Source organism: Veillonellales bacterium, assembly GCA_039680175.1.
Taxonomy (GTDB): Bacteria; Bacillota; Negativicutes; order JAAYSF01; family JAAYSF01; genus JBDKTO01.
In genome coordinates, this window is the sequence record JBDKTO010000083.1 from 21334 (window position 1) to 41493 (window position 20160).

The window sequence follows — 20160 nt, forward strand, 5'->3', positions numbered from 1 at the left end:
TATGATAGGAGATAATTTTTTGATAAGACTGCTAATAAAATTTTCACTGGTCGGACTAGCCGGTGTTGGCATTAATATGGCGGTATATATATGTCTGACTGCCTTAAAGACTAATTATCTGATTGCGGCAGGATGTTCTTTCATCGTAGCCGTTACCAGTAATTTTGCCGGACATGTTCTTTGGACATTTAAAAATCAGGCTGCAGGTAAAAATATCCCTAAAAAATATTTGATTTTTTGCCTAATCAGCGCAATAACCTTAGGAATGAATCTCTTTTTCCTGCAATTTTTAGTAGAATACATTAAGCTGAATATAATTCTGGCTCAATTGATGTCCATTGGTGTGGTTAGCGGGTTAAACTTTATCTTAAACTATCTGATCACTTTTGGGGAGTCCCATGATAAGCACAAAAAGGGAGGTTCCGGTATCCTATGGAGCTAGTTATAATGCCAACTTACAATGAGCGCAATAACTTAGAAGAACTTCTGGCAATCATATATAAAGAAATTGCCGATATCCATGTTCTTATCGTTGATGATCATTCTCCTGACGGCACAGAAAATCTGATTAATAGACTCATCCAAAAGCAATATCCGGATCGATTATTTTTGCTTGAACGCAGCGGAAAATTAGGGCTTGGTACAGCTTATATTGCCGGTTTTAAATGGGCATTAAAACGGGATTATCAATACATATTTGAAATGGATGCGGATTTTTCCCACAATCCCAAATATTTAAAACAATTTATCGCGACCGCAGAAAACTGTGATTTAGTCCTTGGCAGCAGATATGTCACTGGCGGCGGCATTGTAAATTGGAATTTTATCCGCCGGGTGCTCAGCTATGGCGGCAGCTTGTATTCTCGAGCTATATTGAAACTGCCATTTAAAGATTTAACCGGCGGTTTTAAATGTTTTCACCGTGAAGTATTAGAGCAAATCAATTTGGATGATATTAAATCGAATGGCTACTCCTTCCAGATTGAGATGACATACCGTACTTTTCTCAAAGGATTTAGAATCAAAGAAATGCCGATTGTTTTTGAAGAAAGAGCGGAAGGAAAATCAAAAATGTCCCGTAAAATTTTCATGGAAGCAGTTCTGATGATATGGAAATTACGAGCTGGAAAAAGCCGCTTTAAGAACGAGAAATGCATGGAAGGACTAATACGAAAGGACTATGTATAAAAAATACGTCATTCTGGGTTGTATCATTTCCATTAATTTGCTCTATAACTTTTTTTTACCGCTTCATCCTGATGAGGCCTATTACTGGGTTTGGTCAAAAAATCTGCAGTTGTCCTATTATGACCATCCCCCCATGGTGGCTTATCTAATTAAACTGTTCACCTTGTTCAGCGACAGCGAGTGGACAATTCGTTTGGTCTCTGTCACAGCCGTTTCTTCTACTTCCTGGAGCATTTATTTGCTTGCGCGCAAAATGTTTTCCGGGAAGGTAGCTGAGCTCAGTTTGATTTTGTTTCTATTTATTCCACTTGTACAGATTAATTACCAAGTAGTGACTCCCGATGCGCCCCTCCTGTTTTTTTGGGCGCTAACTTTATATTTCGCGTACGGGGCGATATTTGAATCCAAAAAAAATTTTTTTTACTGGTCCGGCGCAGCAATCGGCCTGATGCTTCTGTCTAAATATACCGGGATACTGCTGGTTGCCGGACTTTTTATTTTTTTACTGACGACCCGTTATCGCCCGCTATTATGGCACAAATCGGTTTATACGACCGTTAGTCTGGCTCTTTTCGTGTTTTTACCTGTTTTATTGTGGAATGGGTTACATGACTGGGCTTCTTTTTATTATCAGCTTGAACACGGAATAGGGCACAAGCAAATGATCAGTTGGCTGACATTAGCCGAGTTTTGGGAAAGCCAGGCAGGGATTGCCAACCCAATTTTTTTTACAGCCCTGCTCTATTACGTTTGCAAATGTGTCCGAAAAAATGTTACTGATGCGAAACTGGCCTTTTTATTGTGGCCGTTTCTGTTCGTGCTTCTATTTTTCAGCTTTACAGCTATGACTAAGAAAGTTGAGGCTAACTGGCCATTGCCTGCCTATATAACAGGCACTATTTTATTGGCTTATTGGCTGGATGTTTATCGCAATAAATGGGTTCCTGCCACCGGCATAATTTTGACGGTCATTCTGTTAGTACTCGTCCGGTTCCCTGAAGAAGTCCCGCTATTGCCTGACCGGATTAATTTGAAGACTCCTTATTACGGTTATAAGGAGCTTTTCCAGTCAGGCAGTGCCTATCTACCCTCGACCGACCTTGTCATTTTGTCTGATTCCTACCAGAATGCTTCCATGGCCTGGTACTATCTTAAGGGGCGACCGGAAGTCTATATTCTGACAAGTTCCCTGCCCTCAAACTATGATTACTGGAATGAGAAACTGATAGGCAGGACCATTTCTGAAGCCCTGTATTTTGGCGGTCCGGAGAAACTGCCGGAACTTCAACAAAAGTTTGAACGAGTAGAAGAACTTGATATTTTAACCTTTAACAATCGTTATATGAGGCGTACGTTATATGTATTTAAATGTTACCATTTGCGAGTCTTTTAACCCCTAGCGAACAGCCAGTTCCCCCTACATTCTCTTCTCCTGGGCTAGAAATATCTGATACGTTTCGTCATCAAAATTGCACATAACAATTTGTTCCAATCCTATATCCGGCTGCTGTAAAAATTCGAAGGCGGTTTCCATTAATATTTTCGCACATTCTTGTTTGGGAAAGCCGAAGACACCGCTGGATACGGCAGGCAGGGAAAGCGACCGCAAATTGTACAACTCAGCCAGCTGCAGACTGCTGAAAATTGCTTTTTTCAGTTTCTCCGGCTCTCCTCCCTCCCCCCATTGGGGGCCGACGGTATGAATAACAAATTTGCTCGGCAGCAGTCCCGCATCGGTAATCACCGCTTTCCCAACCGGCAGGCAGCCGATTTTTCTGATAATTTCATTGCTTTGCCGCTGAATGACGGCACCGCCTTTGATCGCTATGGCCCGGGCGGCGCCTCCCCCATGGATCAGAGTGCTGTTGGCCGGATTTACGATGGCATCCGATGTTTCCGCCGTAATATCGCCCTGCTTCACAATCAGCGTTTTATTGCCAACTTGAATCATCGCTTTCGTCCTCCCGCTTACTTGTAATCACTCCCAGGCATTCGCAATGGCGGCAAACTCCGCTAGAGACAGCGTTTCTCCCCGTCGGGAACCGTCAATTTCTGCCGCTGCCAGGGCATTATGTATTGTTTCCGTTCCTGCGCCGGTGGTTTTCAACGCATTGGACAATGTCTTGCGGCGTTGGGCAAAGGCTCCCTTCACCACCCGGAAAAACACTTTTTCATCACGGACATCCACTGCCGGCTGCTGCCTCACCCGGCAGCGGATGACTGCCGATTCGACTGCCGGCGAGGGAACAAACGACCGGGGCGGAACTATAAACATGATTTCCGGTTCGGTAAAATACTGTACGGCAACGGATAAAGCGCCATAATTCTTGCCTCCCGGGCTGGCTGTCATCCGCTCCGCCACTTCCTTTTGAATCATAGTCACCAGCAGACTGATCGGCAGCCGGGCTTCCAGCAGCCCGAGAATAATCGGCGTGGTGATATAATACGGCAGATTAGCAACAACTTTGTAGTGTTCTGCCATCATTTCCCGGGAAATGTCGATTTTAAGAATATCGCCATGGACGACCCGGATATTTTCATAACCACCCAGCGTCTGGGAGAGCACCTCAATCAGCCTTCGGTCAATTTCCACCGCCACCACATGGCTGCCTGTTTCAGCCAGTCCCTGGGTAAGCGTGCCAATCCCCGGCCCGATTTCCAATACAGCATCGTCAGCCTGCAATTCAGCCGCAGCAACAATACCGTCTACGACAGATTCATCAATTAAAAAATTCTGTCCCAGTTTCTTGCTCATATGAATACCAAAAGTTTTGAGAATATGTAAGGTAACTTCTTTTTTAGCAATGGTGGGCTGGATCATGTTCTGCCTCCGATACCTGTCCCAATTTAGCAATAGCCCGGTTGAATTCTTCGCGGGTAACTCCGTAATGATTTAATCGGTGCAAAAAACTTTTCCCGTTGGCATAACCAATACCAAGGCTGGCGCCAGCCGCAGCTCTGCGGCTGGCGGCAGAGGCAACACCGCTTAACCCTGCCCCTGTCATATCCGCTCGGGTAAATTCAGCGGCTGGCTGCCATTCCAGATAACGAACCTTCGCCAAAGCTTGGCGGATGGCTTCCGGCGCAGCCTGCTCGACTCCGACATCATCATTGGCGGTGGCAGATTCCCGGGAAACAAAAGCATGTTTGGCCGCGGGAAACCGCTGGCTCAAAAAGCCCCGGATCCGCTCACCGGCGCTATCCGGGTCGGTTAAAATAATCAGCCCCCGTTTGTCGTAAGCCTGTTCAATTCTTTGCAGACAGTAAGGCGACAAGCCGAATCCGCCGGTGGCGATACATTCGGCGTCCACCGCCCGGCGAACGGCCTGTACATCCTGTTTTCCTTCCACCACAATTACTTCTTTAATCACACCTGCCGCTCCCCTCTTCCTGCCAGTATTATACCATGAGCGGGCAAAAGAATAACAGGGTGTACACCCTGTTATTCTTTCCCGTTATTCGAGAACATACACTTTTACCATCCGCCTGCCAAACCGCCAGGCATCATACGGGCTTTCCATACACAAGTCAATACGGCTGCCGACAATGGCTCCCCCGGTATCAGCCGCCAGCGCTAATCCATAACCGGGTACATACAGCCGGGCGCCTAAAGGAATCACATCCGGATCGACAGCCACGATACCCTGTCGTGCCGGTATTCCGGTAGCCGTGAGTCCTTCCGACGACCCGTCTGTGGGCAGATAAGCGGTAGCTTCCATGACTTCGGTGCGTTTAAACCGCATAGCACCGCGAGAGGTTTCCACAGTATCCCGCGTCCCGACACGAATAATTTTTGGTTTCGGAGCGGTAGTTATGGTTTCGGCAAGAACCTCTTCCCCCGTGACGCTGCCATCAGCAAAATGCTGCCTGATCTTAACTGTCTTGCTGCCATTTTGGCCTTCCTCCGCTACTTCCTCAATGCCTTTTTCTAAAGTAGCATCCGGTTGGTGCACAACCGGGAAAGGTTCGACCTGTTCGCGTTCAATCACTTTTTCCGAAATGACAATAGCCTGGATTATCATCCCGGACTGAATCCGGGTATTCTCGCCAGGCACAAGTTTAACATTTTCCTTACGTATTCCCAAACTGGCGGCTAATTCACCGACGGTTGGTTTTCCGGTAACCAGGATCTTGTCTTCCCCCTGATAAGCCAAAGTTACCGGTACGGCACGAAATACCTCAATAACCGTACCGTCAGTCAGTTTAGGAGTAGACAGGCGGTACTCATCCTGCGGAGCTAAGGTCACCCCAGCTTGCGCCAACACAGCATCGGGCTTGCCGCTAAGCGTGCTGATTGCTAAATCGGATCCATCAACTACAATATGTACTGTTTTGTGTGCCCACACAAAACCAGTGGCCAAAAGCGAGATGATGATCAACGCGATGATCAGCAGCGTCATACGCCCTGATCGCACCTTTACGGGTTGAAATAACGTCATGTAATTCCCCCTTTCAAAGGATTGTAATATTGTACCACTAAGTCAACGCTTTGTCAAGAAATACATGATTCAATTTCTGCTGAAAGTTTGCCCAGTCCTGGTCATTTTATACAAAAAAATAAAACGCGAACAATACAAGATATTCGCGCTTTACTTATTTTAGTACACGTAAAAACTATTTATTTGATGCTGAACAACCGCCGGACATTCCCGGTAGTCGCTTCAGCCAAGCCGGACAGCTCCATGTGGCGCAGTCTGGCCACTTCTTCGGCAACCAGCCGAACATAGGCCGGTTCATTACGACGTCCCCGGTAGGGACGAGGCGTCAGATAGGGACAATCGGTTTCCAGCAGCAATCGCTCCAGGGGCACAGCAGTGACGACTGCCGGCAGTTTGGCGGCATTTTTAAAAGTAAGGGAACCCCCTACCGCCAAATAGAATCCCAAATCCAAGACAATCCGAGCCATTTCCCAGCTGCCGGAAAAGCAGTGAAAAACGCCCTGCAACCCCTTGCCTTCTTTTTTAAGAATCTCCAGAATATCACCGTGGGCATCCCGGTCGTGAATGATAACCGGCATCCCCGTCTGCCGGGCCACATCCAGCTGACGAATCATTACCCGCTGCTGTACCTCCCGGGGAGACAAATCATAGTAGTAATCCAAGCCGATTTCGCCAATCGCCACTACTTTTGGCTGCTTCGTCCAAGCTGCCAGCCGCTCGTAATCCCCCTCTTCCACTGCCTCCGCCTCATGGGGATGAACGCCAACCGCGGCATAGATAGCGTCATGCTGCTCTGCCAGGAAAATGGCCCGGGCGGAGGAAGCCATACTGTCGCCGGGGTTGATCATCCAGGATACGCCATTTTTTTTGGCCCGGGCAATGACTTCTTCTCGGTCGTCGTTAAACTTCTCATCATCCAGATGAACATGGGAATCAAACAGCATGGCTACTTCACCTTGCTGCCCGCCGGCATATCGGGTACAGCTACCACTTTCAGCTTGTCCTCCCAGGAAGCGGCCAGTACCATGCCCCGGGATACAATACCGCGTATTTTAGCCGGCTTCAGATTGACGACCATGACCACTGTCTGCCCGACTAATTCTTCCGGTGCATATTGCTTGGCAATACCGGACACGATGGTGCGCTGCTCTGTACCTAAATCAACGGTCAGCTGCAGCAGTTTGTCCGCTCCTTTTACTTTTTCCGCTGCCAGTACCTTAACTACCCGTAAATCCATTTTGGCAAATTCATCAATTGTAATTTCCGGCGTTGGTGCAGCTTCAGCCGGAGCAGCCGGTTTAGACTCGACTTTCGCTTCAGCCGGGTTCGCCTCAATCCGGGGAAATATAGGCTCCGGTTTAGCCACCTTCGTTCCGGCAGACAAACGGCCCCAAGCCTGAGCATCCGCCAGACTGACCTGCGTAAAATCGGTTTTAATTCCCAACTGGGCCCAAATTCTTGGCGATGTGCCGGGCATAAAGGGTGAAATCAGAATCGCCACAATCCGCAGCGTCTCGGCTAAGTTGTATAGGACGGTGTTTAAGCGATCTTTCTTTGCCGGATCTTTCGCCAACGCCCAGGGAGATGTTTCGTCAATATATTTATTGGTTCGGCCGATTAATGCCCATACCTGTTTTATGGCATCATTAATATCCATAGCGTCCATAAATTTTTCGTAGCCGGCAGCCGTATCCCGGGCCAGTTTAATCAGCTCCTGATCCAGAGGAACACTGGCGCCGGGAGCCTCAATGATTCCGTGATTGAAGCGGCCAATCATATTCAGCGTCCGGTGCAGCAAGTTGCCCAGGTCATTGGCCAGATCGGCGTTAATTCGGTTAATCAAGGCATCCCGGGAAAAGTTTCCGTCCATTCCCAGGGTAATTTCCCGCAGCAGATAATAGCGAATGGCATCGGCGCCAAATTCATCAATCAACCCAATGGGATCAATCACGTTGCCTTTGGACTTTGACATCTTATCTCCTTCGACGATCAGCCAGCCATGACCATATACTTTTTTCGGCAGTTCCACCCCTAACGCCATGAGAATAATCGGCCAGATAATGGAATGAAACCGGACGATTTCTTTTCCTACCAGATGGAGATCCGCCGGCCAGTATTTGGCAAATTTGTCCCGGTCATGAAGATACCCGGCTGCTGTAATGTAGTTGACCAAAGCGTCAAACCAGACATACACCACATGCTTAGTATCAAATGGAACCGGAATTCCCCAGTCAAAGGTTGTCCGGGATACGCACAGATCCTCCAGTCCGCCTTTAATAAAATTAATCATTTCGTTGCGCCGGGAAACCGGCTGAATGAAATCCGGATTTTCTTCAATGAACTTCAACAGCCGATCCTGATATTTGGACATGCGGAAGAAGTAACTTTCCTCCTGCAGCATTTCTACCGGTCGGTGGCAGTCCGGGCACTTGCCGTCTTCCAGCTGGCGCTCCAGCCAGAAAGTCTCGCAGGGAGTGCAGTACCAGCCTTCATAAGCAGCTTTATAAATATCGCCCTGGTCGTAAATTTTTTGAAAAATGGCCTGCACCACTTCCCGATGCCGGGTTTCTGTCGTTCGAATAAAATCATCATGGGAAATATTCAATTTACGCCATAGGTTTTGGAATGAAGCGACAATCCTATCCACATATTGCAGCGGCGTAATCCCATTTTCCTGCGCTTTACGTTGGATCTTCTGTCCGTGTTCATCCGAACCGGTCAGAAAAAAAACGTCAAACCCGGCCAACCGTTTATAACGGGCTATCGAGTCCGCAATTGTCGTGCAATAGGCATGCCCGATATGTAGTTTGTCGCTGGGGTAATAAATTGGGGTAGTAATATAAAAGGGCTTTTTCTCCATGCTGAAATCCTGCCTTTCAAAAATTATATATTTTAACTACTGCCATTTAGCATCTGCCGGATACTACATTTCAGTTATAAACCAAGTGACAATAATAAAGTGTTTGCAGCTATTTGCCAAGAAATTTGTATCATCGACACAATTCGTGTTTTTACGACATACACATTTGTTCTTGCATACAATATGATCCCTATTTTGGGAAAAACGTCGTCTTATGGGAAAATAAGGTTGACAAGCTTTGTAATATTTGGTATTATCTAGTTGTAGACATTTTGTCGAATTTTGTTGTTGAAGAGAGGAGAAAATAAAACATGAAATCAACTGGTATTGTACGTAAGGTGGACGAGCTGGGCAGGGTGGTTATTCCTATCGAATTGCGCCGGACTTTAGACATTGAGGAAAAAGATGCTTTGGAGATCTATGTCGACAGTGACCGTATTATTCTGCGAAAATACGAACCGGCTTGTTCCTGCGTGTTCTGCGGCAACGCTGATGAAGTAACCAATTTCAAAGGGAAAAATGTTTGCAAAAGCTGCATGGAAGCTATGATGCAGGCAGCAGCTGTCTAAAAAGTATCATCCGGGAGGAGAGGCGCACGCCTCTCCTTTTCTTTATTTGGCGGCCGGAGGGTTGTTGGTTTTTGACTCATTCATAACCAAAAGCCCATTGCCAATAGCCAAGATTATCTACTGGCCCTGTTCCAGCAGGAGAACGGCTTGATATACCTCCCGTTTGGGAATGCCTCTTGCCAGTGCTACCGCGCGGATCGCCGCCTTCTTATCTTGTCCGGCAGCGGCCAAAGCCATTACCGCCTGCCCCGGCGAAATTTCAGCCGCCGACTGTGATGGCAGTTCACCTGACAGTGCTGACGGACACCCGGCAATCACTAAAGTGAATTCTCCTCTGGGACTGGCAGCGGCAAAATGCTCCTGCAGACTTTCCAGCGTGCCGCGAAGAAATTCCTCGAATTTCTTGGTCAGTTCACGGGCAGCTACTGCCGGGCGATTGCCAAAAGCCTGCCTTAGCTCTGTCAGCGTAGATTTCAACCGGTGAGGCGCTTCATACAAAATCATCGTGCAGGGATAACCGGCTAACTTCGCCAGCAGTTCCCGCCGTTTCTTTGTTGTTCTCGGTAAAAAGCCAATAAACGTAAACAAGGTAGTATCCAGCCCGGAACAAACCAGTGCCGACAGCGCCGCATTGGCCCCTGGCAGGGGAGTCACGGTAATCCCAGCTGCAATGGCCAGGTCAACCAGATCGCTGCCCGGATCGGAAATCCCCGGCAGTCCGGCATCACTGACTACTGCCACATCTTCTCCCCGCAGCAGCCTTCCGATGAGTTCCGGTCCCCGCCCGGCCTTATTATGCTCGTGATAGCTGACGAGGGGAGTGTGAATAGCGAAATGGTTTAATAAATTACGGGTACGCCGGGTATCCTCGGCAGCAATCACCGCTGACTGCTGCAATATCCGCACCGCCCGGTAGGTCATATCCTCCAGATTACCAATCGGTGTGGCGCATAAAAATAAAGTACCGGGTTTATCACTCAAAGACTCACTTCCTTAAAGGGGGCGGTTGGCTTTTGGCTGTGGGCTGTTAGCTTTTGGTTCTTGGCCCATAGCCCTTCGCCCACAGTTCATCGCCAACCGCCGTCACTTATAATATTCCAGGATTTCATCACTGTAGCTACCGTCATTTTTATAGATCACCAGGGGCGGCAGCACATCCAGTCCCGGCCTGGCACCCCGCACGCCTTCCACCAGCAATATATTGGGCTTCCGTTGAACTGCCGGATACACCAGCTGCAGCCGTTTCGGTTCAATACCGGAATCACTCATCACCTTTAGAACCTCCGCCAGGCGCTCCGGCAAATGAACCATGGCAACCCGGCCGCGAAACTTAACTAAATAGCGGGCCGCCGCCACAACATCCTGTAGATTGGCAGTCACCTCATGACGAGCCATGGCAACACTGTCCCGGGGATTTAAAAAGCCGCCGCCCACCGGACGATAGGGAGGATTGGCCACGACCAAACCGGTTTCTCCTGCCGGAAGCAGACCCTTCATTTGGCGAAAATCTCCCTGCCGGATTTGAATTTGACCGTCAAGGCCATTTAACCGGACACTTCTGGCTGCCATATCCGCCATTTTCTCATTCAGCTCAACCCCGGTAATTCGGCCCGCACCCCGGGTAGTCAGCAGCAAGGGAATGACCCCGGTGCCTGTCCCCAGATCAACGACTGTTGTCCCCAGCTTCAGAGTGGTAAAGTGAGCCAAAAGTACTGCATCCAAAGAAAAACAAAATTCAGCCTCATGCTGAATAATCTTTAAATCGTTAATCAGCAAATCATCCAGGCGTTCTCCCGGATTCAACGGGACTTCATTCATGATCTTCTTTTTCCACCACATCTCCCCAGGAAATCACGACAGTTTTTCCTTGTTCCAGCTGTACAACCGCCGTCTTTTTATTATTATTAAGGGAAACTACTTTCCCTTCGCCGTCGATGGTCACTACTTTCCGGCCAACTGCCGGCGGCGTAATCTTTTTGCAGCAGCCGCCGTAGCAATCGCTTTCATATTTCAGGCAGCACATCAAACGGCCGCAAATGCCGGAAATTTTCGTTGGATTCAACGATAAGTTCTGCTCCTTCGCCATGCGGATGGACACCGGTTCAAAATCGCCTAAAAAGGTAGCGCAGCACAAAGGACGGCCGCAGCAGCCGATCCCCCCCATCATCTTCGCCTCATCCCGCACACCGATCTGCCGCAGTTCAATGCGGGTACGGAATACAGCCGCCAGATCTTTTACCAATTCCCGGAAATCGATCCGTCCTTCGGCCGTAAAATAGAAAACAATTTTATTCACATCAAAAGTATATTCCACATCCACCAAGTTCATCGGTAAACCATGGGACTTAATCTTTTGCTCACAAATTTCAAAGGCTTCTTTTTCTTTGGCCTCATTTTCGCTAATTTTTTGTTCGTCCTGGGGGGTAGCCTTCCGCTGTACAGTCTTAAGAGGCGCTACAATGCTGCTTTCCGGCACTTCCCGCGGGTCGATAACCACTTCGCCATGCTCCAGTCCTCTGGCCGTTTCCACAATAACAAAATTCCCGGCGGCCAATTTTAGCAGCCCCGGGCTGAAATAATATATTTTACCGGCTTTCTTAAAACGCACCCCAACTACTGTTTGCACGTTAATCCTCCCTTATTACATCACGCAGCCGAATCAGCAGCGCCTCGCTGGTCAGCCGAACATTGGCATTGCCGTTTATCGCCCGTCTGGCTGCTTCCACTGCGGAAAAAGCTGTCGTCAGCCTAGTTTCACTCCAGTTGCAAGTCTGTTCCTTTAAAGCCCCGGCGATATCCACATTCAATAGTAGCCGGTCGTCCTGTCCGGCTGCGATCAGCAGCAAATCCCGCAAAACAAACTCCATATACTGCAGTAGCAGCAACATTGCCTGACGTTCCATTTTTTCCAGCCCGCCCATATGATCCCATAATGCTTCCATGCTCATTGCCGGCAGCCCGGCGATCAGCCCGGCCGCCTGATCACGGAACAACAGCCCTTCCGGTTCCACGATCTCCAGAGCGGCCCCCATGCGTCCGCCGCTCAGGCGGGCGGCTGTCCCGGCCCTTTCCGCCGGCACTCCCTGCCGGCATAGGGCTTGGGCCAGCAAGTCCCCGGGCAGCGGTCCGAACCGCAAACCACGGCAGCGAGAAATAATCGTTTCCAAAAGCTGCTGTTGATGACTTGAAACCAAAATAAAGATGAGTTGTCCCGGTGGCTCCTCCAGTGTTTTCAGCAGGCTGTTGGCGGCCTGAGGCGTCATTCGCTCCGCATCTTCGATAATCCCCACCCGGCAGCCGGACCGATACGCCGTCAAAGCCGTCTCCCGCTGCAAATCGCGAATTTGGTCAATTTTTATAGCAGCACCGTCCGGCCGAACAACCAGCAGATCGGGATGGTTGAATCCCTTCACCTGCCGACAGGACAGACAGCTGCCGCAAGGTCTCTCGCCTTTGCTGTTCTCGCACAACAGGCCGGCGGCCAAAACAGTTGCCGTCAGCATTTTGCCTACTCCTTCCGGCCCTGTAAACAGCAACGCGTGAGGGACACGCCCCTGATGAAGCATAAGCTTTAATTGGCTGATATTCTCCCTATGTCCGATAATCTCATTCCATAACATAAATTATCCTCACATATATATATCCACCAGCATACCGCGAATAGCATCCTGACGGGCCATAATCTCCAACTGCCGCTCCTGACCGTTACGAACATCTTCCGTCAAGCCGGCCAGCTGATCATCAATCTGGCGGATAGTAGTATACAGCTTCTGCCGGCCCTGACGATCCCAGCCGCTCTGGGATTGAACCGTGTACATCCGGCCGACCGCTTCGCCGACAAATTTACGAACCATTTCCCGGTAAGTCTTCAGTTCGGCATAGGTGGGAACCTGACCGAGTTTCACGCCCTGCTTGCTGATTTCATCCAGCAGGGCTTTCATCCGGCCTTTATACTGTCCATCCTGTGTTTGCAGCAAATCAGCAGCAAAACGGTTCATGATCTGTCCCGGCTTGCCGGCTAGTTCGTGTTCCGCCCGCAACGGCGCATTGGCAGCCCCTACATTATTAATCTTCACACAGGCTCCTGCCTTTCAAACTTTTATTCACGTCACAACTATAGATATTGATAATTATAATTCTTTTATCTCAAATAATCAAATAACCGCTATATCACCGGCTGCCGGTTCTAGCTATGGAGTACTTTCTGCACTGCCGCAAGGATTTCCTGATGAATCTGCTCCATACTTTTAATCTTGCTGTCGGTCACGCAGGAAATCGTTATCCAGTCATACCAAGCGGCAATCAGACGGGAGTTATCATAACAATCCGCCAGATACTGCTGATTGCGTTCATGAATATCCTGTTTTGCGGCACCGTATTTATTTTCCCGGTTGCGAAGCAGCCGGCTGCTGTATTCCGGCGGCATGTCGAGAAAAATTACGCAGTCAGGAACAGGAATGCAACACTTACCAAACTCAAAATCCAACAGCCAGTCCAAAAACCGGTGCTTTTCCGGTTCATTAGCAATTTTAACCGCCTGATGAATCATGTTGGATGCGGTATAGCGATCAGCAAGCACGATGCCGCCGGAATGGTAAAAATCATGCCAGTCTTTTTTATAGGAGGCGTAGCGATCCACCGCATAAAAAGCGGAGGCGGCATAGGGGTTTACATCTCCCGGATTGGCGCCGAATTCTCCGTTTAAATACATTTTAATTAAGGCCGACGAATCACTGTCATAGTTGGGAAATTCTACCTTACGCACCGGGTATCCTTCTCCCCGCAGCGCTTCAAACAATTTACCGGTTTGGGTTTGTTTGCCGCACCCGTCGCCACCTTCAATTACAATCAGCTTTCCTCGCATGTTTCCTCCCTTAATCCACTACCTTAATTGTTTTTAAAGTATAATCTTCCGGGCCGGAAATATGCAGACCCGCTTCCTGAAGACGATGGCAGTAATCAATGACATCCCGGGAAATCCGTTCTCCCGGGCAAAGCAGCGGAATACCGGGCGGATAAAAAGTTACGATTTCCGCACATACCAAGCCGACCGAATCTTCAAACGAAACGGTACAAGTATTGCCAAACAGCGCCTTCCGGGGAGAAATAACGCCTTCCGGCGAATCGGGATACTTGATATTGGCGAAAACATCCTCCACTGCCGAAAAATCACACTCGCCGCAGTGCTTGACAGCCATGTCCCGTAAGGCATCCACCAAAATATGGGCTTCCTTATCGCTGTCGCCTAAAGTAATCAAAAACAACAAATTGTACATGTCGGAAAGTTCAGCCTGGACATGGTACTGCTGCCGCAGAATCCGTTCCGCTTCCGCTCCCTGAAGCCCCAGTCCTTTTACCGTAACCGTAACTTTGGTCGGATCAATGCTGTAGACACCGGGAGTGCCCAGCTTTTCCTCCCCGAAGCAGTACAAACCCGGGATCTTGTTGATTTCCTGGCGGACCCACTGGGACAGTTGAATCGCCCGGTCAATTAATTCCCGCCCCTGGGTGCCCATCTGCATCCGGGCCACATCTAAAGACGCCATCAAAATATAATTGGGGCTGGTAGACTGTACCAACTGCAGCATAGCTTTCAGCCGGGGGACATTGACCCGTCCTTCCCGGCAGTGGACAATGGAGCACTGTGTCATAGCGCCAATAATCTTATGGGTGCTTTGGGCGCAAATATCCGCTCCGGCATCAAGGGCCGGAATGGGCAGCTTGTCGCTGAATTTAAGATGAGGCCCGTGAGCCTCGTCCACCACTACCGCCATCCCCCGGGAATGTACGATATCGACGATTCGTTTCAAATCCGTCGCCACACCGTAATAAGTGGGGTTAATGATCAGCACGCCTTTGGCGTCAGGATGCCGGCTGACCGCCGCTTCCACCGTTGCCGGACTGACTCCCATAGCCAGCCCCAGTTCCCGGTCTATTTCCGGTTGCATAAAAATCGGAATAGCGCCGCTCAATATAATCCCGCCGATAATCGATCGGTGGGCGTTGCGGGGCACGATGATTTTTTCTCCCGGCCCGGCAATGGTTAAAATCATGGCATAAATACCGCCGGTAGTGCCATTGACTACAAAAAAACTATGATCGGCTTCATACAGTTCCGCCGCCAAATCCTGAGCTTCTTTAATACAGCCGTGAGGTTCATGGAGATCATCCAGTTCCCCCATTAAGGCTAAATCCAGCGCCAAAGCGTCGTGCCCGATGATGTTTCCTAAACGGGGGTGCATTCCTTTTCCCTGTTTATGTCCCGGTGTATGAAAGGGAACAACTCCGTCCTGTACATAATGCAGCATTGCTGCCAATAAAGGTGTCTCAACCTGCCTTGTTCTGAGCAACACCAGCGCCTCCTAAACTATCATAGGATAAAATTACCTGTTTGCACTATTATACCCCATTTTAGTTTGATAATGATAGGGGATTTTGGCAACGGGGGCGATGAGTTGTTGGCGATTGACTGCGACGGGGGCTCATGGTACTTGGTTGTTGGCGATTGGCTCATGGCACTTGGAAATTGGAAATTGGAAATTGGGACTGCACTTGGCACGTAAAGCTGGAATTGTCATTGCGAGCGTCAGCGAAGCAATCTCGATCTCCATTCCGCCTCCCCCATCGTTGAGATCGCCACGGCTGACGTTTCGCGCTGACACCCTACGACAGCCCGTCACTCATCGCCATCACTCGCTGAGTCCGATCCCCGGCTTGAGTATTCCCGGCAGTCCTTTTACCCGCCGCCAAATATAGCCATTGCGGCCTTATCAGCCAGCATTTTCTGTCTGAATCGCCCCCGTATAATTTTTCTATCGCCAGCCATTATTTCTAAAAAAATTCTAAAATTACTCCTGCATACTATAAACAGATTCAGATTTAAAAAATGGAGGAGAAAAGTATAATGAGAAAAGCAATTATTGCAACAATTGCTTCGCTTGCCTTTGCCGGTACCGCTTTTGCATCGGCTCCCGCAATGAACGTTGATGCGGGCCAAATTCAGGCCGGCTATACGAATTACAACTTAAAAACGAACGGAACTACAGTCGGCGACATGGGCACATTCCGCGCTGACAGCTATCAACTGGCTTACGGCCTTAGCAGCAACCTTGCCTTTACCGGAGAATATCTCAACTCAGAGACCCGGAATGTATCCACCTATTTTTACAACTACCCGAACCTTAGCTTTAATTCAACCCAGCTAGGTCTGCAGTATCAAATGAACAAAAATATCGCCCTTTCCGTTGGTAATGTAAAATCCGGATTCAAATCCGACGCAGGTTCAAATTCAAACAGTGAAGTTTTTGCCGGAATCGCTTACAATGCGCCCGTTTCCAGCAATCTTAACGGCTATGCGTCTTATCTGAAATCTTCACACGTCGAGGACGCAAAAGTTGGCGTAAAATACGCTATTGGCAATAACGCGTCCTTTGATGTAGGTTATCGCAACTACCAAGACAGCAGTTCAGGCATTACCGCTAAAGGCATGGGATTCGGCTTAAACTATAAGCTGTAAAGAAGTAAAAAATTTACTATCAGTGTAAAAAAGAGCCCGCTTACGGCCACTGAAAAACTTAAATGACAGTAAGAAAAGGCGACTCGAATACATCCTTTCAAGATGCTTTGAGCCGTCTTTCTTTTGATTATTTTGCTATATGGCAGTTCGTATTATCCGATTATTTTTATTATTCTTTTTAAATTCACTGTAAATATTGCCATTGCGCCTGCATTTCCATACCAATAAGACCCTTCAGCGGCCTCGCTTACTGGCCCTCTTTTTCCCACTATGGAACACCACACTTAGCTTAACAAGCTTTCACCCGATCCTTCAATCCGCTAAAAGCAGGACCTATTACAGCCTGATTTGCGGAAATATTTTTTTTTGGCGGGAATACTAGCTGAACCGACAGAAATTCTGCTACGATAGACTAAAAAGACACCCTGGTTACGGAGGTTGCTATGGGCCTGACACTCTTATCCCTTATCATCATTGCAATATTGATTTTGCTCTGCGGATCGATCCGCAGAGTACGGTTCCTGCAAAATTCTTCCCTGTATTCCTTACTAAAAAAATTGACTGCTGCGTTAGAACGGCGCTGGCCCCTGCTGTATATTCTCATCGGGCTTTTGCTAAGCGCCATATTGCTGACCCTTTTTGCCGAACTGGCCTGGAAAACATTATTCCGCCACCAGCTGGATGGCTTCGATAATAGGGTGATTTGGTTTATCCGCTATTATGCAAACAATCACCTGGACTCTGTCATGATTCAGATCACCAGCCTCGGCTCCGCGCCCTTTTATGGTGTATTGGCAGTACTTACACTGGCCGGGCTGTCGCTGTACCGCCGCTGGCTGGAAACCGCAGCCCTGGCCGTTTGTCTTGCCGGCGGCGGACTGCTGAATTTCCTGCTAAAAGATTTATTTGAACGGAACAGACCGGATATGTTCCGGGTGATTGACGAAACCGGCTACAGCTTTCCCAGCGGCCATGCGATGGTTTCTCTCTGCTTTTATGGTATGCTGGCCTATTTGATCAGCCGTCATATTCCCCGGTGGCGCTGGCGGTTCCTACTATTTATTCTGACCGCTATTTTCGTTGTCGCCATCGGCATTAGCCGGATCTATTTAGGCGTACATTATCCCACCGATGTACTAGCAGGTTATGCGGCAGGCTCCACCTGGCTGTTCTTTTGCCTATCGCTTCTGATGTGGTGGGAACAAAAACGGAAAAGATAACGAAGTCAAGCCTCCCTCCTCACCAATCACTCTGTTGCTTCATATTCTATAATAGCTACTCAAACAGACAAAATTCATTTTAAATTGGGGTGATTGCAATCTTTGGAGGAGTGATGCGCATTGAAAGACGAACAACTGGCAACCAGTCTGCCTGTAACCATGCCGGCCCTAGCCGGAGAAGAAATCAAAGCAAAAGCGAAGGGCCTGTTTAAATACCTGGGCCCGGCGTTTATTGTCAGCGTCGCTTACATGGACCCCGGTAATTTCGGCACCAACATCAGCGGCGGCTCGCAATTCGGCTACAATCTGGTTTGGGTAATTCTCTGGAGTAACTTGATGGCAATCTTCGTGCAAATCCTTTCTGCCAAGTTGGGCATCGCTACAGGAATCGGCTTGCCGGCACACTGCGGCAACCTATTCCCGCGAAAAATCAACTGGGGCTTATGGTCAGTAGCCACCGTAGCAGCCATGGCTACCGATCTTGCGGAATTTCTGGGGGGGGTATTAGGCTTTAATCTGTTATTTGGCATTCCTTTAGTGTGGGCGGCAATCCTTACAGGAATCATTACCTATGTGATCTGTCACCTGCAAAAATACGGTCAGCAAATCGTAGAACGGATTATCACCTGCATGGTAGCCGTCATCAGCATCGCCTATATATGGGAGTTGTTTCTTGCCAGACCGGACTGGGGGCAGGTAGGCTACCATCTTGCCGTCCCTATGCTTACACCGGACAGCATTCTGGTCGCCGTCGGAATGCTGGGTGCTACCGTCATGCCCCATGTGATTTATTTACATTCTCATCTCGTGCAGCAGCGTCGCTGTAAACATCTGGTGGATTGCAAACACCATTTAAAGATGGCTAAGATTGACGTGTTCTTCGCAATGAACATGGCGTTCATCGTAAATGCAGCCATGGTCATCGTTTCAGCCGCCGTATTCAATGGCAATGGTCTCGACGTAGACAGCATCGAAGCCGCCTATGCCACTTTACAGCCTTTAATGGGCAATATGGCTGCCGGCGCTTTCGGGTTCGCCCTGTTGGCTTCCGGACTCTCATCCTCTACTGTGGGCACGATGGCCGGAGAAGTCATATTAAACGGTTTTGTTGGCTTTGACATCCCGGCAAGCTGGCGGCGTATCATTACCATGCTTCCCGGTATGGCCATCCTCATGGCCGGGATTAACCCCATGAGCGCCCTGGTTGTGAGTCAGGTTATGCTCAGTTTCGCTTTGCCGGCGGCCATTATTCCGCTGATGATTATCACCAGCAAGCCGCACATTATGGGAACCTTTAAAAACAGCCGCCTTACCAATGTTATCGGCTGGATTATCGTGAGCATGATCGTAACCTTAAATGCCGTTCTTCTCTATCTTACTTTCACCGGTCAGGCAAACTGAATGGGTACACCGCAAGGTCTGGCGAAATAGCAGTTTCGTTACAGACCTTGCGGAATTTCTGGGGGCGGGAAAATTATAAAAGGCCTTCATTTCCAGCAGCATGCCGGAAACAAAGGTCTCGCTACAGCAGAATCTCTGCCAGTAGAACCGGGCTTACGCCAGTATGTCGATTCTACTCACGGGCTGACCGCCCGTTAGCTACTCCCCTTTAGGAGTTTTATGATTTCTTACTGTAGTATATGTCGGCGGCAGGATTGTGCAACCGTAAAATATATTTTTTTGCTATTTATGCATCAGCCGGTAGCCGATTCCCGATTCGGTGATCAGGTATTGCGGTCGGGCCGGTTCTTCTTCTATCTTCCGGCGCAGTTGTCCGATATACACCCGGACATACTGGGTATCTTCACTTTCGATTCCCCAAACCCTTTTTAACAGCTGCCGGTGAGTCAAAACCTTGCCGGCATTCTGGGCCAGAACCTTCAGCAAATCATACTCCGTCGGCGTCAGCTTGATTTCCTTGCCGGCAATCGTAACCTGGTGCTTTGCCAAATCAATAAGCAAATCGCCGCAATGCACCTGAGGATCTTCCGACCCGGCCGCCGCGTGCCGAAGACAAACACGGATCCGGGCCATCAATTCGCCCATGCTAAAAGGCTTGGTTACATAATCATTGGCGCCGCCGTCCAGCGCCTTCACCTTCTCTTCTTCCTGATCCCGGGCGGACAAAACAATAATCGGCACATCGGACCACTCCCGGATGCTGCCGATGACCTTCTTGCCGTCCAAGTCGGGCAGTCCCAGGTCCAGCAGGATAAGCTCCGGCTTTGCGCTTAAAACCAGTTCAATCCCTTCCTGCCCGTTCACGGCTTGGAGCACCTGATAGCCGTGTCCTTCCAGGGAGACTTTGATCAACCGGCGAATCTGTATCTCGTCATCGACAATCAAAATCTTCAGCTTATCCATTGAT

General features: G+C 49.0%; 22 protein-coding genes. 8 read left to right on the plus strand and 14 right to left on the minus strand.

The window, feature by feature from the left end; all coding sequences use genetic code 11:
* Window positions 1–19: 19 nt before the first annotated feature.
* From ABFC84_13715 to ABFC84_13725, 3 genes are read left to right on the plus strand one after another with little or no spacing between them, the layout of a single operon-like run.
* Window positions 20–442, plus strand: coding sequence for a GtrA family protein (locus tag ABFC84_13715; GenBank protein MEN6413798.1), 423 nt, complete (start codon window positions 20–22; stop codon window positions 440–442).
* Window positions 433–1188, plus strand: a complete 756-nt coding sequence (locus tag ABFC84_13720; GenBank protein ID MEN6413799.1) for a polyprenol monophosphomannose synthase — start codon at window positions 433–435, stop codon at window positions 1186–1188. Before ABFC84_13715 ends, ABFC84_13720 begins: the two co-directional genes overlap by 10 nt.
* The gene (locus tag ABFC84_13725) at window positions 1181–2581 is read left to right on the plus strand and encodes a glycosyltransferase family 39 protein (GenBank protein MEN6413800.1); all 1401 of its coding nucleotides are present in this window, start codon (window positions 1181–1183) and stop codon (window positions 2579–2581) included. Before ABFC84_13720 ends, ABFC84_13725 begins: the two co-directional genes overlap by 8 nt.
* A gap of 24 nt (window positions 2582–2605) precedes the next feature.
* On the opposite strand, the gene ABFC84_13730 is transcribed toward ABFC84_13725, so the two are convergent.
* The 6 genes from ABFC84_13730 to metG all read right to left on the minus strand — a co-directional run bounded on the left by ABFC84_13730 (window position 2606) and on the right by metG (window position 8511).
* Window positions 2606–3139, minus strand: coding sequence for a macro domain-containing protein (locus ABFC84_13730; GenBank protein ID MEN6413801.1), 534 nt, complete (start codon window positions 3137–3139; stop codon window positions 2606–2608).
* A 27-nt stretch (window positions 3140–3166) separates the two neighbouring features.
* Window positions 3167–4009 (minus strand): 16S rRNA (adenine(1518)-N(6)/adenine(1519)-N(6))-dimethyltransferase RsmA, encoded by an 843-nt coding sequence (gene rsmA, locus ABFC84_13735; GenBank protein ID MEN6413802.1) that lies wholly within the window; start codon window positions 4007–4009, stop codon window positions 3167–3169.
* Window positions 3987–4559: a ribonuclease M5 gene (gene rnmV / locus ABFC84_13740; GenBank protein MEN6413803.1), complete on the minus strand. Its 573-nt coding sequence runs from the start codon at window positions 4557–4559 to the stop codon at window positions 3987–3989. Before rnmV ends, rsmA begins: the two co-directional genes overlap by 23 nt.
* Before the next feature lie 84 nt (window positions 4560–4643).
* The gene (locus ABFC84_13745; GenBank protein MEN6413804.1) at window positions 4644–5627 is read right to left on the minus strand and encodes a 3D domain-containing protein; all 984 of its coding nucleotides are present in this window, start codon (window positions 5625–5627) and stop codon (window positions 4644–4646) included.
* Between the two features lie 179 nt (window positions 5628–5806).
* Window positions 5807–6571 carry a TatD family hydrolase gene (locus ABFC84_13750; protein MEN6413805.1) on the minus strand — a complete coding sequence of 255 codons (765 nt, stop codon included), beginning with the start codon at window positions 6569–6571 and terminating at the stop codon, window positions 5807–5809.
* A 2-nt stretch (window positions 6572–6573) separates the two neighbouring features.
* A complete protein-coding gene (gene metG / locus ABFC84_13755) occupies window positions 6574–8511 on the minus strand; it encodes a methionine--tRNA ligase (GenBank protein MEN6413806.1) in 1938 nt (645 codons plus the stop codon).
* Window positions 8512–8798: 287 nt separating this feature from the next.
* Here metG and ABFC84_13760 point away from each other — a divergent pair, with 287 nt between their 5' ends.
* On the plus strand, window positions 8799–9056 hold the full coding sequence (locus ABFC84_13760) for an AbrB/MazE/SpoVT family DNA-binding domain-containing protein (GenBank protein MEN6413807.1): 258 nt from the start codon (window positions 8799–8801) through the stop codon (window positions 9054–9056).
* A gap of 117 nt (window positions 9057–9173) precedes the next feature.
* Here ABFC84_13760 and rsmI read toward each other — a convergent pair whose 3' ends face one another.
* From rsmI to ABFC84_13795, 7 genes are all read right to left on the minus strand, one after another.
* Window positions 9174–10037 (minus strand): 16S rRNA (cytidine(1402)-2'-O)-methyltransferase, encoded by an 864-nt coding sequence (rsmI, locus tag ABFC84_13765; protein MEN6413808.1) that lies wholly within the window; start codon window positions 10035–10037, stop codon window positions 9174–9176.
* Window positions 10038–10139: 102 nt separating this feature from the next.
* Window positions 10140–10895, minus strand: coding sequence for a tRNA1(Val) (adenine(37)-N6)-methyltransferase (locus ABFC84_13770; GenBank protein MEN6413809.1), 756 nt, complete (start codon window positions 10893–10895; stop codon window positions 10140–10142).
* On the minus strand, window positions 10867–11682 hold the full coding sequence (locus ABFC84_13775) for a stage 0 sporulation family protein (GenBank protein MEN6413810.1): 816 nt from the start codon (window positions 11680–11682) through the stop codon (window positions 10867–10869). The genes ABFC84_13770 and ABFC84_13775 overlap by 29 nt, the downstream gene beginning before the upstream one ends.
* Window position 11683: 1 nt before the next feature.
* Complete coding sequence (gene holB / locus ABFC84_13780) at window positions 11684–12676, minus strand: DNA polymerase III subunit delta' (GenBank protein ID MEN6413811.1); 993 nt, start codon at window positions 12674–12676, stop codon at window positions 11684–11686.
* 9 nt (window positions 12677–12685) lie between these two features.
* The gene (locus ABFC84_13785; GenBank protein MEN6413812.1) at window positions 12686–13132 is read right to left on the minus strand and encodes a YaaR family protein; all 447 of its coding nucleotides are present in this window, start codon (window positions 13130–13132) and stop codon (window positions 12686–12688) included.
* 110 nt (window positions 13133–13242) lie between these two features.
* Window positions 13243–13920 carry a thymidylate kinase gene (locus ABFC84_13790; protein ID MEN6413813.1) on the minus strand — a complete coding sequence of 226 codons (678 nt, stop codon included), beginning with the start codon at window positions 13918–13920 and terminating at the stop codon, window positions 13243–13245.
* Between the two features lie 10 nt (window positions 13921–13930).
* Window positions 13931–15409, minus strand: coding sequence for an aminotransferase class I/II-fold pyridoxal phosphate-dependent enzyme (locus tag ABFC84_13795; GenBank protein MEN6413814.1), 1479 nt, complete (start codon window positions 15407–15409; stop codon window positions 13931–13933).
* Between the two features lie 63 nt (window positions 15410–15472).
* Between ABFC84_13795 and ABFC84_13800 the strand changes: the two genes are divergently transcribed.
* From ABFC84_13800 to ABFC84_13815, 4 genes are all read left to right on the plus strand, one after another.
* Window positions 15473–15619 (plus strand): hypothetical protein, encoded by a 147-nt coding sequence (locus tag ABFC84_13800; GenBank protein MEN6413815.1) that lies wholly within the window; start codon window positions 15473–15475, stop codon window positions 15617–15619.
* Window positions 15620–15960: 341 nt separating this feature from the next.
* Window positions 15961–16572: a hypothetical protein gene (locus ABFC84_13805; GenBank protein MEN6413816.1), complete on the plus strand. Its 612-nt coding sequence runs from the start codon at window positions 15961–15963 to the stop codon at window positions 16570–16572.
* 443 nt (window positions 16573–17015) lie between these two features.
* Window positions 17016–17792 (plus strand): phosphatase PAP2 family protein, encoded by a 777-nt coding sequence (locus tag ABFC84_13810; protein ID MEN6413817.1) that lies wholly within the window; start codon window positions 17016–17018, stop codon window positions 17790–17792.
* Between the two features lie 120 nt (window positions 17793–17912).
* Window positions 17913–19193 carry an Nramp family divalent metal transporter gene (locus ABFC84_13815; GenBank protein MEN6413818.1) on the plus strand — a complete coding sequence of 427 codons (1281 nt, stop codon included), beginning with the start codon at window positions 17913–17915 and terminating at the stop codon, window positions 19191–19193.
* Between the two features lie 282 nt (window positions 19194–19475).
* Here the strand turns inward: ABFC84_13815 and ABFC84_13820 are convergent, their stop codons facing one another.
* On the minus strand, window positions 19476–20156 hold the full coding sequence (locus tag ABFC84_13820) for a response regulator (protein MEN6413819.1): 681 nt from the start codon (window positions 20154–20156) through the stop codon (window positions 19476–19478).
* Between the last annotated feature and the right edge of the window lie 4 nt (window positions 20157–20160).